10 protein-coding genes are annotated in these 12,728 nt (G+C 61.3%); 1 reads left to right on the top strand and 9 read right to left on the bottom strand.

The window, feature by feature from the left end:
- Positions 1-12: 12 nt before the first annotated feature.
- The 9 genes from hutH (HQ912_RS02990) to hutC form a co-directional block, all read right to left on the bottom strand.
- On the bottom strand, positions 13-1,545 hold the full coding sequence (hutH, locus tag HQ912_RS02990; protein WP_047226936.1) for a histidine ammonia-lyase: 1,533 nt from the start codon (positions 1,543-1,545) through the stop codon (positions 13-15).
- 115 nt (positions 1,546-1,660) lie between these two features.
- The gene (gene hutH, locus HQ912_RS02985) at positions 1,661-3,184 is read right to left on the bottom strand and encodes a histidine ammonia-lyase (protein ID WP_076383361.1); all 1,524 of its coding nucleotides are present in this window, start codon (positions 3,182-3,184) and stop codon (positions 1,661-1,663) included.
- A 171-nt stretch (positions 3,185-3,355) separates the two neighbouring features.
- The gene (locus tag HQ912_RS02980) at positions 3,356-4,186 is read right to left on the bottom strand and encodes a glycine betaine/L-proline ABC transporter ATP-binding protein (RefSeq protein ID WP_052915294.1); all 831 of its coding nucleotides are present in this window, start codon (positions 4,184-4,186) and stop codon (positions 3,356-3,358) included.
- Entirely contained in the window at positions 4,183-5,034 is an 852-nt protein-coding gene (locus HQ912_RS02975) for an ABC transporter permease (protein WP_047226934.1), read from the bottom strand. The genes HQ912_RS02980 and HQ912_RS02975 overlap by 4 nt, the downstream gene beginning before the upstream one ends.
- 70 nt (positions 5,035-5,104) lie before the next feature.
- Positions 5,105-6,073, bottom strand: a complete 969-nt coding sequence (locus tag HQ912_RS02970; RefSeq protein ID WP_047226933.1) for an ABC transporter substrate-binding protein — start codon at positions 6,071-6,073, stop codon at positions 5,105-5,107.
- Between the two features lie 69 nt (positions 6,074-6,142).
- The gene (locus HQ912_RS02965; RefSeq protein WP_076383360.1) at positions 6,143-7,609 is read right to left on the bottom strand and encodes a purine-cytosine permease family protein; all 1,467 of its coding nucleotides are present in this window, start codon (positions 7,607-7,609) and stop codon (positions 6,143-6,145) included.
- Positions 7,610-7,754: 145 nt separating this feature from the next.
- Entirely contained in the window at positions 7,755-9,443 is a 1,689-nt protein-coding gene (hutU, locus tag HQ912_RS02960; RefSeq protein ID WP_173406457.1) for a urocanate hydratase, read from the bottom strand.
- Between the two features lie 445 nt (positions 9,444-9,888).
- Positions 9,889-10,458, bottom strand: coding sequence for a HutD family protein (locus HQ912_RS02955; RefSeq protein ID WP_107323306.1), 570 nt, complete (start codon positions 10,456-10,458; stop codon positions 9,889-9,891).
- Entirely contained in the window at positions 10,458-11,168 is a 711-nt protein-coding gene (gene hutC, locus HQ912_RS02950; protein WP_171061303.1) for a histidine utilization repressor, read from the bottom strand. Before hutC ends, HQ912_RS02955 begins: the two co-directional genes overlap by 1 nt.
- Before the next feature lie 144 nt (positions 11,169-11,312).
- Here hutC and HQ912_RS02945 point away from each other — a divergent pair, with 144 nt between their 5' ends.
- Positions 11,313-12,677 (top strand): formimidoylglutamate deiminase, encoded by a 1,365-nt coding sequence (locus HQ912_RS02945; RefSeq protein ID WP_047226928.1) that lies wholly within the window; start codon positions 11,313-11,315, stop codon positions 12,675-12,677.
- Positions 12,678-12,728 lie beyond the last annotated feature (51 nt).

Here is a 12,728-nt window from a genome sequence, read left to right as displayed (position 1 = left end):
GCGATGAGGTCCTTACAGGCTCGGCAACAACTGCGCCGTGACCAGTTCATTCAGGCAACGACTGGCCAACAACTCGCTCGCCGCATTGATGTCCGGCGCGAAGAACCGGTCTTTCTCATAGAACGGCACTTCTGCGCGCAAGAGGGCGCGGGCCTGCTCCAGCTTGGCAGAGGTCTTCAAACCGCCGCGCAGATCCAGCCCCTGGCACGCCGCCAGCCATTCCACCGCCAGAATCCCCCGGGTGTTCTCGGCCATTTCCCACAGCCGCTTACCGGCGGCGGGGGCCATGGACACATGGTCTTCCTGGTTGGCCGAAGTCGGCAGGCTGTCCACCGAATGCGGATGGGACAGCGCCTTGTTTTCACTGGCCAGGGCAGCAGCGGTGACCTGGGCGATCATGAAGCCGGAGTTCACCCCGCCATTGGCCACCAGAAACGGCGGTAGTTGCGACATGTGCTTGTCCATCATCAGCGAAATACGCCGCTCACTCAGCGAACCGATTTCGGCGATTGCCAGGGCCATGTTGTCAGCGGCCATTGCCACCGGCTCGGCGTGGAAGTTGCCACCGGAAATCACGTCGCCCTCGGCGGCGAACACCAGCGGGTTATCCGACACGGCGTTGGCTTCGATCACCAGCACCTCGGCGGCCTGGCGGAACTGGGTCAGACAGGCGCCCATCACTTGTGGCTGGCAGCGCAGGGAATACGGGTCCTGGACCTTGTCGCAATTCTGGTGGGAAGCGGAGACTTCGCTGCGCTCGCCCAGCAGATCGCGATAAGCAGCGGCGGCATCGATCTGGCCTTTCTGGCCGCGCGCGGCGTGAATACGCGCATCGAATGGCGAACGCGAACCGAGCACCGCTTCTACCGTCAAGCTGCCCAGAGCCAGGGCGCCGGCGAACAGGTCTTCGCCTTCGAACAGGCCACGCAAGGCAAACGCCGTGGACACCTGGGTGCCGTTGAGCAGCGCCAGTCCTTCTTTTGCAGCCAGGGTCAGCGGCGCAAGGCCGGCCACTTTCAGCGCTTCGACAGCCGGCAACCATTCACCTTTGTAACGGGCCTTGCCTTCGCCCAACAGCACCAGGGACATGTGGGCCAGCGGCGCCAGATCACCCGAAGCGCCGACCGAGCCTTTCAACGGAATGTGTGGATAGACCTCGGCATTGATCAGCGCAATCAGCGCATCGATCACCTGCCGACGGATGCCGGAAAAACCCCGGCTCAGACTATTGACCTTGAGCACCATGACCAAGCGCACCAGCGCATCGCTGATCGGCTCGCCCACGCCAGCGGCATGGGACAGCACCAGAGAGCGTTGCAGGTTTTCCAGGTCTTCACTGGCGATGCGGGTCGAGGCCAGCAAACCAAAACCGGTGTTGATGCCGTAGGCCGTGCGATTCTCGGCGAGAATCTGCTCCACGCAGGCGACGCTGGCTTCGATCTGCGCCGACGCGCTGGCGTCGAGGCTCAGGGTCACGGGTTGCTGATAAATGTCACGCAATTGAGCCAGGCTCAATTGGCCGGGAATCAGGTTTAAGGCAGTCATGTATTGCTCCTTTTGAGAGTTTTGTTTTCACCCGCCAGTCGCTCCGGAATGTTCCGTTATCCGTCACCCTCGCCTTTTGGGCGGTGGATGCCTTGGCACGCTGGCGGTTTTTTGATCAATTCAAATTCGGTAAGGCGTTGTGCAACACGGCTGGATCTTTAAGCAGCGCGGCAGCGCTGGCGATGTCCGGCGCCAGCCAGCGGTCCTGGTCGTAGGCCGGCACATGCTCACGCAGCAGTTTCCAGGCAACGTCAGTGCCGGCACCGAAGCGTTGCGTCTTGAGAAACTCAAAAGCCTGGGCGGCCAGCAGGTATTCGATGGCGAGGATCTGCGTGCAGTTTTCCAACGCCCGGTGCAGCTTCAGGGCGGCGTTGGTGCCCATGCTCAGGTGATCTTCCTGCAAGCCCGAGGTGACAAAGTTGTCGAGCACCGCCGGCTGGGCCAGCTGGCGATTTTCCGCACACAGCGACGCGGCGACGTATTGCACGATCATCATCCCCGAATTTACCCCGGGGTTGGCCACCAGAAAGGCCGGCAGGCCGCTGACGTGGGGGTTGATCAAACGGTCGAGACGACGTTCGGCGATGGAGCCGATTTCGGCCATGGCAATCGCCAGCAGATCCGCCGCCAAAGCCACCGACTGACCGTGGGGGTTGGCCTGGGACATGACCCGGAAGCTCTCGGGCGTGCCCAACAACAGCGGGTTATCGGTGCTGGCGTTGAGTTCGGTTTCGATCTGTTGCCGGGCATGGGCCAGTTGGTCGCGAGCGGCACCGTGGACCTGAGGAATCGAGCGGATGCTCAACGCATCCTGGGTGCGAATGCCCAGGCTCGAAGCGATGACTTCGCTGCCGTCCAGCAGTGCCCGCAAGTTGACGCCGACCTGTTGCATGCCAGGGTGCGGCTTGAGGGCGATGATCTGGGCATCGAACGCCGCGATCTGCCCGCGCTGGGCCTCGAAGCTCATGGCGCCGATCACGTCGGCCCATTGCAGCAGCCGCGTCGCATCGGCCAGGGCCAGGCAACTGAGGCCGGTCATGCACGGCGTGCCGTTGACCAGGCACAAACCGTCCTTGGCCCCCAGTTGCACCGGTTGCAAGCCCTCTGCGGCCAGAGCCTGTTGCGCCGAGACGATTTGCCCGCGATAGCTGACATTGCCAACGCCCAACAACGCGATGCTGATATGGGCCATGTGGGTCAGGTAGCCCACCGAACCCTGGGACGGCACTTGCGGGGTGATGCCGCGATTGAGCAGCGCCAGCAGGGCTTCGACCACCCGGCGATGAATGCCGGACTTGCCCTGGCTGTAGTTGAGGATGGCCGCGCAGACAATCGCCCGGGTCTGTTCATCGGCCAGCGGCGCGCCAACGCCACAGGCATGGCTGAGCAGTGTGTTGCGCGACAATTGGCTGAGCTGTTCGTCCTTGAGCGAGACATTGCACAGGGCACCCAGGCCGGTGTTGACGCCATAAGCGCGCTCGCCGCTTTCGACGATGCGCTGGACGATGGCCTGGGCATTGTCGATCCGCGCCCAGGCCTGGGCCGACAGCTCAAGCTCGGCACCGAAGCGGGCGACCGCGACCACATCCTGCCAACGCAACGGCGCGTCGGCGATTACGATTTTTTCAGCCTGGGACATCTTCAACCTCATGCCTATAACCTGAACATTGATGCAGCTTTACCGGCGCCATCGCGAGCAGGCTCGCTCCCACAGGGATTTGCTTTGGACACAAAATGGGGTGAACAAAAAAGACCCCATTGTGGGAGCGAGCCTGCTCGCGATGGGAGCAGCCCAGCCACCACAAATCCCTCAAACCACCGCAGCCCTGCGCTGCACAAACCGATCAACATACTCATCCGCCGGCGAGTGCAGGATCTCTCGGGGTGTGCCGACCTGGATCAGCTTGCCATCCTTGAGAATCGCGATGCGGTTGCCGATGCGCACGGCTTCGTCGAGGTCGTGGGTGATGAACACGATGGTCTTGTGCAGGGTCTTTTGCAGTTCCAGCAACTGGTCCTGCATTTCCGCGCGGATCAGCGGGTCGAGGGCGCTGAACGCTTCGTCCATCAGGATGATGTCGGTATCCGCCGCCAAGGCACGGGCCAGGCCCACGCGCTGGCGCATGCCGCCGGAGAGCTGGTGCGGATATTTGTTCTCGTAGCCCTTCAGGCCCACGGTGTTGATCCAGTGCAGCGCACGCTCAGTGCAGACCTGCTTGCTCTCGCCACGCACTTTCAAGCCATAGGCGACGTTGTCCAGCACGCTCTTGTGGGGCAACAGGCCGAAGCTCTGGAACACCATGCTGATCTTGTGCCGGCGAAATTCGCGCAGGGCTTCCATGTCCAGTTGCAGAATGTCTTCGCCGTCCACCAGGATCGCGCCGCTGGTAGGATCGATCAGCCGGTTGAAGTGGCGCACTAAAGTGGACTTGCCGGAGCCGGAAAGCCCCATGATCACGAAGATCTCACCGGTGCCAATGCTCAACGACAAGTCGTTCACACCGACCACGCAACCGGTTTCGGCCAGTACCTGGTCCTTGGTCTTGTTCTGGCGGATCAGCTCCAAAGCCTCCTTGGAGCGATTGCCGAAAATCTTGAAGACGTTCTTGACTTCGATCTTGCTGATGGCTGCGTTGTTCATTTGCTCACCTCATGCCGAGGACGACCATAGGCCTGGGTAATGCGGTCGATGACCACGGCGAGAATCACGATCGCCAGCCCGGCTTCCAGGCCGCGTCCGACGTTGAGGGTCTGGATGCCCACCAGCACATCTTCGCCCAGGCCACGGGCGCCGATCATCGAAGCGATGACGACCATGGACAGGGCCATCATGGTGGTCTGGTTGATCCCGGCCATGATGCTTGGCAGGGCCAGGGGCAGTTGCACGCCGAACAGCTGTTGCCAACGGTTGGCGCCGAACGCATTGATGGCTTCCATCACTTCGCCGTCCACCTGGCGAATGCCCAGGTCGGTCAGACGAATCAATGGCGGCGCGGCGTAGATCACCGTGGCGAAAATCGCCGGGACCTTGCCCAGGCCAAACAGCATCAATACCGGAATCAGGTACACGAAGCTCGGCATGGTCTGCATGATGTCCAACAACGGCATCAACACCGAACGCAGGCGATTGCTGCGGGCCGAGAGGATGCCCAGCGGAATGCCGATCAACACCGAAATAAATGTCGCCACCAGCATCAGGGCGAGGGTCTGCATCAGTTTGTCCCACAGGCCCACCGCGCCCACCAGGAACAGCAGGCCGACAATCACCGCCGTAGTCGCGACCTTGCGGGTGGCGTGCCAGGCTATGCCGCCGACGATGGCCAGCATCAACCACCAGGGTGCCATGCGCAGCAGGCCTTCGAGGTTGACGATGGCCCACAGCAAGGTGTCGGAAATGTGCCGGAACACATCGCCGTAGTTGGTCACCAGGGAGTCGACCCAACTGTTGACCCAGTCGGCGATGGAGAAGGTAAAGCTTTCGGGAAACATAAGAGACTCTCGATCAAGTGGATGCAGTGAACGTCCCGGCCAGCCCTAGGGTTGGCCGGGTGTATTCGACCTACAGAGCCGCGTCGATTTTCTTGGCCGCGTCTTCACTGACCCAGGCGTGCCAGACTTCAGGATGTTCCTTCAGGAAGATCTTCGCCAGTTTCGGCGACTCGATCCGCTCCTTGGCCATGCGCCCGAGGTTCTGGTTCAGGATATCGATGGGCAGATTGACCTTTTCCAGCACCGCCACCAGTTCAGGCGCTTCGTCGTGGAAGGTCTTGGACAGGCCGACCTTGATGGTCACGCTTTTGTCCACGCCCGGTTTTTCTTCCAGTTTCACCAGGTCCACCTGACCCATGAGCGGGGTTGGCGACCAGTAGTAGAACAGGATCGGCTCGCCGCGCTTGTAGCTCGACAGCACCGCCGCATCCAGGGCCGGACCGGTGCCGGGGCGGAAGTTGGTGTAGGTTTTTTCCAGGCCATAGCTTTTCAGCATTTCGCTGTTGTCCAGCTCACAGGTCCAGCCGGCCGGGCAGTTATAGAAGCGGCCCTTGGATGGCTCTTCCTGGTCCTTGAACACAGCGGCGTACTGGCCCAGGTCGGCGATGTTCTTCAGGCCCGGCGCCTTGGCTTCAAGCTTACGCTTGGCGTCACCCTCGATCACATAGCGCGGCACGTACCAGCCTTCGATGGCGCCTACGACCGGGGCGCCGACGCCGACGACCTTGCCGGCCTTCTCGGCCTTGTTCCAGACTTCACTGCGACCGACCCATTCTTCGGCGAACACCTGAATGTCGTTGCTGCTCAAGGCGTTCTCCATGGTGATGGAGTTGCCTGGCAAACTGTCGGTCTTGCAGCCGTAGCCTTTTTCCAGCACCACTTGCATGACGTCGGTCAGCAACATGCCGCTTTCCCAGTTCAGACCGGCGAATTTCACCGGCTTGCCCGACTCGCACCAACCCGCCGCTTGCGTGGCGCCGGCACTGGCCAGCAGGCCCATGCAAAGCAATGTGGTCAGCAGGGTCTTGTTCGATTTCATTATGTGACGCTCCTAATCAGTGAATTGGCTTACGGCAGTCAAGAGGCATCCAGCCCTGTCAACATCCCATCAGGCCGCTTGGATGCGACCCGCCCTGCTCGGTTGTGCGTCAACCGCGTCCTGCTCGACCGGCAGGATCAATTGATCGGGTACAGCGCTGTGCCACTTCCTGGCGGCGAGGTAATACAACACCGCCGGAACCACCAGGCCGATGATCCAGGAAATATCCACACCCCCCATCGCTTCCACCAGCGGACCGGTATAGAACTTGGTGGCGATGAACGGCAGTTGAACCAGTACACCGAAGACATAGACGCTGATACCAAGGGCATTCCAACGACCGTAGCGACCGTTCGGGTCGGCCAGCGCCGGCACGTCATAGCGCTCGCGAGTGATGCAGTAGTAGTCCACCAGATTGATCGCGCTCCAAGGCGTAAAGAACGCCAGCAAGAACAGGATGAAAGACTTGAACGCACCGAGGAACGAGTGCTGACCGAGCAGCGCGATCAGGGTCGCCGCGCCGACGATGACCAGCACGAAGCCTAGACGCTGCAAGCGCGTGACGTTCAGGTGACCCCGAAAACCACTGATGATGGTCGCAATGCACATGAAGCTGCCGTAGGAGTTCAGCGTGGAGATAGTGACCTTGCCAAAAGCGATGCTGAAGTACAGCAGCGCAGCGGTGGCACCGGTACCACCCAGGCCAACGATGTAGGCCACTTCGTGACCCGCGAACTGCCCATTGGCCGAGGCGGCGGCAAACACGCCAAGGATCATCGCCACCTGCGCGCCGATGACTGAACCTGCGCCTGCGGCAAAAAAGGTTTTCACCGAGGAAGTCTTGCTCGGCAGGTAACGCGAATAGTCCGCCACGTAGGGGCCGAAGGCGATCTGCCAGGAAGCCGCGAGCGACACCGCAAGCAGGAAACTGCTCCAGCTGAAATGGCGGATTTGCAGGAGTGCGCCAACGTCCGTCTGGCTCATCAGGCGAGCGAACAGGTAAACAAAGGCGATCACACCAATGACGCTGGCGACACGGCCAATGAAGTGAATCACCCGATAACCGAGCACCGTGACCAGCACGATGGTACTGGCGAAAATGAGGATGCCGACACTGTCGCTGACACCAAACAACTGGCCCAGCGCCTGGCCGGAAAGCACGGTTCCGGTTGCGGTGAAACCCAGGTACATCAGGCACACCAGCACGATCGGGATGGCCGCGCCGTACACACCGAACTGCACCCGGCTGGAGATCATCTGCGGCAGGCCAAGCTTGGGCCCTTGCGCGGCATGCAACGCCATGACGCCACCGCCGAGCAGTTGGCCGATCAGCAAACCGATCAACGACCAGAACACATCACCACCCAGCACCACCGCCAATGCGCCGGTGACAATGGCAGTGATTTGCAGGTTGGCACCCATCCAGAGGGTGAACTGGCTCAACAATCGGCCGTGTCTCTCCGCTTCCGGTATGTAGTCGATCGAACGCCTCTCGATCAACGGCTTGCTGCTTGCGCGTGTGCGGGTGACGGCCATGGTTCAACCTCTGTGGATTGTCCTAGTTCGAGCGTTGCTTTTTTGTGGGAGCGAGCCTGCTCGCGATGGCGGCCTATCAGCCAACACAAGTGTTGAATGTGCCGGCCACATCGCGAGCAAGCTCGCTCCCACATGGGCTCCGGGGTTACTTGCCGGTGATCATCGGCAGGTTCAGCCCCTGTTCCTTGGCGCAATCAATCGCGATCTGGTAGCCAGCATCAGCATGGCGCATCACCCCAGTACCCGGATCGTTGTGCAGCACGCGGGCAATTCGCTCGGCCGCTTCGTCGGTGCCGTCGCAGACAATGACCATGCCCGAATGCTGGGAGAAGCCCATGCCGACGCCGCCGCCATGGTGCAGCGACACCCAGGTCGCGCCGCTGGCGGTGTTGAGCAAGGCGTTGAGCAACGGCCAATCGGACACGGCATCGGAACCGTCCTGCATGGCTTCGGTTTCGCGGTTGGGGCTGGCCACGGAACCGGAGTCCAGGTGGTCGCGGCCGATCACGATAGGGGCCGACAATTCGCCGCTGCGCACCATTTCGTTGAACGCCAGGCCCAGCTTGGCACGCTGGCCCAGGCCGACCCAGCAGATACGCGCCGGCAGACCCTGGAAGCTGATGCGCTCGCGGGCCATGTCCAGCCAGTTGTGCAGATGGGCGTCGTCGGGGATCAGTTCCTTGACCTTGGCGTCGGTCTTGTAGATGTCCTGCGGGTCGCCCGACAGCGCAGCCCAGCGGAACGGACCGATGCCACGGCAGAACAGCGGACGGATATACGCCGGCACGAACCCTGGGAAATCGAAGGCATTTTCGACGCCCTCTTCCTGGGCCATCTGACGGATGTTGTTGCCGTAGTCGAAGGTCGGCACGCCTATTTTCTGGAAGGCCAGCATGGCTTTGACGTGGACGGCCATCGATTGTTTGGCCGCTTTGACCACGGCAGCAGGCTCAGTCTTGGCGCGGGCGCGGTACTCGTCCCAGGTCCAGCCGGCCGGCAGGTAACCGTTGAGCGGGTCGTGGGCGCTGGTCTGGTCGGTGACCATGTCCGGGCGCACACCGCGACGGACCATTTCCGGCAGGATTTCGGCGGCGTTGCCACAGAGCGCGATGGAGATCGCCTTGCCTTCTGCGGTGTATTTCTCGATACGGGCCAGGGCGTCGTCCAGATCAGTGGCCTGTTCGTCGACATAACGAGTCTTGAGGCGGAAATCGATGCTCACCTGCTGGCATTCGATGTTCAGCGAGCAAGCACCGGCCAGGGTCGCGGCCAACGGCTGCGCACCGCCCATGCCGCCCAGGCCGGCCGTGAGGACCCAGCGCCCCTTGAGGTTGGCGTCGTAATGCTGGCGACCGGCCTCGACGAAGGTCTCGTAGGTGCCTTGGACGATGCCCTGGCTGCCGATGTAGATCCAGCTGCCGGCGGTCATCTGGCCGTACATGGCCAGGCCCTTGGCGTCCAGTTCGTTGAAGTGTTCCCAACTGGCCCAGTGCGGCACCAGGTTGGAGTTGGCGATCAACACGCGAGGAGCGTTGCTGTGGGTTTTGAACACGCCCACCGGCTTGCCGGATTGCACCAGCAGGGTTTCGTCGTCGTTGAGGTTGGTCAGGCTTTCGACGATCTTGTCGTAGCACTCCCAGTTACGCGCCGCACGGCCGATGCCACCGTAAACCACCAGTTCCTTGGGGTTCTCGGCCACTTCGGGGTCGAGGTTGTTCATCAACATGCGCAGCGGCGCTTCGGTCAGCCAGCTCTTGGCGGTCAGGGTGTTACCGCGTGGGGCACGGATTTCAACGTCACGGTATTTTTCGGGTTTGCGGGTAGCGTCGGTCACAGCAAGAACTCCTCAGCGATCAATCCAGACCAGCCCAGGCAATGGGCGCGATTTCCAGGCACGTTACGTTGAGCAATGGTGACTCATACGCATACGTCTTTACTTGTATGTACAAGCATATGCAATCAGGCGGCCAACTTGATGAATGCGCGCCCAAGGAAAACGACGAGCATGGTTGTGAGTCCCGTAATTAAAGGGCTCTAGCGGAAAATGAAATTTCTGAAGGGGATTTTTGGTACTGGAAGGAAGGGCCAATAAAGCGTGGCGTTGCGCCACGCTGGGGCATTCGGTAACAAGTTGGTGCGAGTAGAAGGAACAACGATCAGGCTTTTGTGGCGAGGGGGCTTGCTCCCGCTGGGGTGCGAAGCAGCCCTATATTTTTTGCGACTGCTGCGCAGTCGAGCGGGAGCAAGCTCCCTCGCCACAATGGCCTACACGTCTGAGGTCAGTGAGCAGTCAGCTCGATCACACAGCACTGGCCAGCAGTTGATATCTCCAGCAATCCGGTGTTACCGCTCAGTTGCAGGCAGTCGTAAAGCCCCAGTGCCTCGACAGCCGTATCAATCTTGACCCTCAGCGTCGGAGCCGCACTGAACACCAACACCGTCCCCGCCTCACTGAAAAACCGCTGCTGGCCGCCCATCCACTGCAACCGCGCGCGGTAACGCAGTGGCGCGTAGATCAGGTTGAAATCACGAATCGGCCCGCCCAGCAACGTACAGTGCACATGGCTCTCGCCGTTGAATGCAAAAGGGTCCAGCGGATGCAAAGCCCGCGTAACCTGACCATCGACGTTCAGCGTCATGCCGTCACCCTGCAAGACACTGATGACCCGCTCGTAACCGGCGAAGCTGGAAAAGCCACCCGACTCAGCAATATCGGCAATCGACAGGCGCCAGCCGAAACCGTCCAGGCCGGTACCCGCATCACGGGTAATTTCTTCGGTGCTGCCGCCGCCGTTTTTCCATGGCATGCGTGGATAATCGGCGGCGCGCAGAACTTTCATCTGCTTGATCATTTATGAAAGCGTCCTTCCAGACGATGACGGGAACCGGGGTGAATCAGGCGCGCGGCGGTTACCGGCTGACGCCCCGACCAGGTGCGGCGGCGAATCAACAGGCATGGCTCGCCCCGTTCGATCTGCAGCAGCTTGCACTCGCTCGCCTCAGCGAGAATCGCTTCAACCACGTGCTCGCCTTCGGTCAGCGGCGCAACCTGATTGAGGTAGGCGTAGGGCGTTTGCAGGGTGAAGTCCTGCTTGAGGTAGTCCGGGGCCACCAGGGCATTGACGAAACGGTCCTCGATTTGCACGGGGATGTCGTTTTCGAAATGAACGATCAGCGAATGGAATACCTTCTGGCCTTCGCGCATGTCCAGGGCCAGGGCGCGCTCGGAACCGGCGGCCTCTTCCTCCAGTGTGATGACCTTGCACGTATGGCGATGGCCTCGGGAGGCGATCTCGTCGGCAATGTTATGCACTTCGAACAACGCCGACTGGCTCTTGGGCTCGGCCACGAAGGTGCCGACGCCCTGCATGCGCACCAACAGGCCGTCGGCGGTCATCTCACGCAGGGCACGGTTGATGGTCATGCGGCTGAAACCCAGTTGGCTGACCAGTTCGCTTTCCGATGGCACGCGGTAATGCGGCGGCCAGTTTCCACTGTCGATCTGCTGGGTGATCATCTGTTTGACGCGGGCGTACAAGGGCGCCGGACTGTCGCCCATGTTTGCGGCCAGCGGCGGTTTGGCAGGCGGAGTCGGCACGGCGGTTCCTTGTTCTGCAAAAGAAGGGTGCTAGCTTGCCGGAGTTTACCGGGCAGGCAAACGTCTGTATATGTATATACAAATTACGCACGATGAGGTTGAACCATGTCCGCCTTCTTTGCCGAACGCGCGCTGCTGCCTAGTGGATGGGCCCATGATGTACGTTTTGAAGTCGACGCCAGCGGCGTCTTGACTCATATCCAGGCCGATTCCCAGGCAAACGGCGCCGAACGGCTGGGCGGGCCACTGTTGCCTGGCATGCCGAACCTGCACTCCCACGCCTTCCAGCGGGCCATGGCCGGGCTGGCGGAAGTGGCGGGCAACCCCAACGACAGTTTCTGGACCTGGCGCGACCTGATGTACAGCCTCGTCGGAAAAATCAGCCCCGATCAGCTCGGCATCATCGCCCGACAGCTGTACATCGAAATGCTCAAGGCCGGTTACACCTCGGTCGCCGAATTCCATTATGTACACCACGACACCGACGGCACGCCTTACGCCGACCCGGCGGAACTGGCCCTGCGCATCAGCCAGGCCGCCAGCGCCGCCGGCATCGGCCTGACCCTGCTGCCGGTGCTCTACAGCCATTCCGGTTTCGGTGGCCAGGCCCCCAATGACGGGCAACGTCGATTCATCAACAGCACCGAAAACTACTTGAAACTTCAGTCACGCTTGCAGCCGATCCTGGCCGGGCAACCAGCCCAGGCGCTGGGTTTGTGTTTCCACTCGCTGCGCGCCGTGACCCCCGGGCAAATCCAGGAAGTGCTGGCCGCCAGCGACCGCCATTGCCCGGTGCACATCCACATTGCCGAGCAGCAAAAGGAAGTCGACGACTGCCTGAGCTGGAGTGGCGCCCGACCGCTGCAATGGCTGTACGAAAACACCGAGGTGGATCAGCGCTGGTGCCTGGTCCACGCCACCCACGCCAATGCTCACGAAGTCAGCCTCATGGCCAGGAGCCAAGCGATTGCCGGCCTGTGCCTGACCACCGAAGCCAACCTGGGTGATGGGATTTTCCCGGCGGTGGATTTCCTCGCCCAGGGCGGACGTCTTGGGATCGGTTCCGACAGCCATGTGTCGTTGAGCGTGGTGGAAGAGCTGCGCTGGCTGGAATACGGCCAGCGCCTGCGAGATCAACGGCGCAACCGCTTGTATCGGACCGATCAACCGATGATCGGGCGCACCTTGTTCGATGCCGCGCTGCAAGGGGGTGCCCAGGCGTTGGGACAACCGGTCGGCGCCCTCGAAGTGGGCAAGCGCGCCGACTGGCTGGTGCTCGATGGCAACGATCCGTACCTGGCCAGCGCCAACGGCGATGGGATTCTCAATCGCTGGCTGTTTGCCGGCGCAGATCGTCAGGTGCGGGATGTGATGGTTGGCGGGCAATGGGTCGTGCGTGACGGGCATCATGCCGGGGAGGAGGACAGTGCGCGGGCGTTTACTCAAGTCTTGCGCGAACTGTTGGGTTGACCACAAAAACTGTGGGAGCGAGCCTGCTCGCGATGGCGGTCTATCAGTCAA

Origin of the sequence: Pseudomonas sp. MPDS (assembly GCF_013283895.1) — a bacterium.
In the GTDB taxonomy this organism is placed as follows: domain Bacteria; phylum Pseudomonadota; class Gammaproteobacteria; order Pseudomonadales; family Pseudomonadaceae; genus Aquipseudomonas; species Aquipseudomonas rhizophila.
This window is presented reverse-complemented; position numbering and strand designations above follow the sequence as displayed.

Coding starts and splice junctions, on each gene's coding strand:
- hutH (WP_047226936.1), bottom strand. CDS start 1,545: ATGACTGCCTTAAACCTGATTCCCGGCCAATTGAGCCTGGCTCAATTG.
- hutH (WP_076383361.1), bottom strand. CDS start 3,184: ATGTCCCAGGCTGAAAAAATCGTAATCGCCGACGCGCCGTTGCGTTGG.
- HQ912_RS02980 (WP_052915294.1), bottom strand. CDS start 4,186: ATGAACAACGCAGCCATCAGCAAGATCGAAGTCAAGAACGTCTTCAAG.
- HQ912_RS02975 (WP_047226934.1), bottom strand. CDS start 5,034: ATGTTTCCCGAAAGCTTTACCTTCTCCATCGCCGACTGGGTCAACAGT.
- HQ912_RS02970 (WP_047226933.1), bottom strand. CDS start 6,073: ATGAAATCGAACAAGACCCTGCTGACCACATTGCTTTGCATGGGCCTG.
- HQ912_RS02965 (WP_076383360.1), bottom strand. CDS start 7,609: ATGGCCGTCACCCGCACACGCGCAAGCAGCAAGCCGTTGATCGAGAGG.
- hutC (WP_171061303.1), bottom strand. CDS start 11,168: ATGGGCGACAGTCCGGCGCCCTTGTACGCCCGCGTCAAACAGATGATC.
- HQ912_RS02945 (WP_047226928.1), top strand. CDS start 11,313: ATGTCCGCCTTCTTTGCCGAACGCGCGCTGCTGCCTAGTGGATGGGCC.